Genomic DNA, 512 nt, shown 5'->3' on the forward strand with positions numbered 1-512 from the left:
TCGTCGGCTACGGCCTGGACTACGCCGAGAAGTACCGCAACCTGCCGTTCGTCGGGACGCTCGCCCCGCACGTCTACGCCTCCTGAGGACAACCTGAGGGTCGGTGTGCCCTCGGCGAACAGGGGCGGACCCACGACGGGTTGCCTGGTTCGAGCGTGTAACTTCGAGGCTCCGACCATCCCGCGACCGGAGGATGAGGGGCCCGGCCCCGATCGCCCATGAACCTCAAGAGCCTTGTCCGTGGTCCCGCGATCTGGATCGCGGTCGCCGTCCTGCTGCTCTGGGTGGCCGCGAGCACGCTGCGCAGCCCGTCGGTCCAGCGCATCGACACGTCCGACGGCATCGCGCTGCTGGCGACCGGGAAGGTCGACCAGGCGAAGATCATCGACCCGATCCAACGGGTCGACCTCACGCTCACCGACGACTTCACCAAGGGCGACAAGAACTACGGCAAGCAGGTCCAGTTCTTCTACGTCTCGGCGCAGGGCCCGTCGATCGCCAAGGACATCTCC

At 67.0% G+C, this 512-nt stretch carries 1 protein-coding gene and 1 pseudogene; both read left to right on the forward strand.

Annotated elements, in window-relative coordinates; translation table 11 throughout:
• Positions 1-86, forward strand: a pseudogene (locus FRW57_RS22820) (hypoxanthine phosphoribosyltransferase); the annotation flags it as partial.
• 132 nt (positions 87-218) lie between these two features.
• A partial coding sequence (locus FRW57_RS22825; protein ID WP_338055410.1) for an ATP-dependent metallopeptidase FtsH/Yme1/Tma family protein occupies positions 219-512 on the forward strand: 294 nt, incomplete at its 3' end.

This window comes from Segeticoccus rhizosphaerae, assembly GCF_009192725.1.
GTDB lineage: Bacteria > Actinomycetota > Actinomycetes > Actinomycetales > Dermatophilaceae > Segeticoccus > Segeticoccus rhizosphaerae.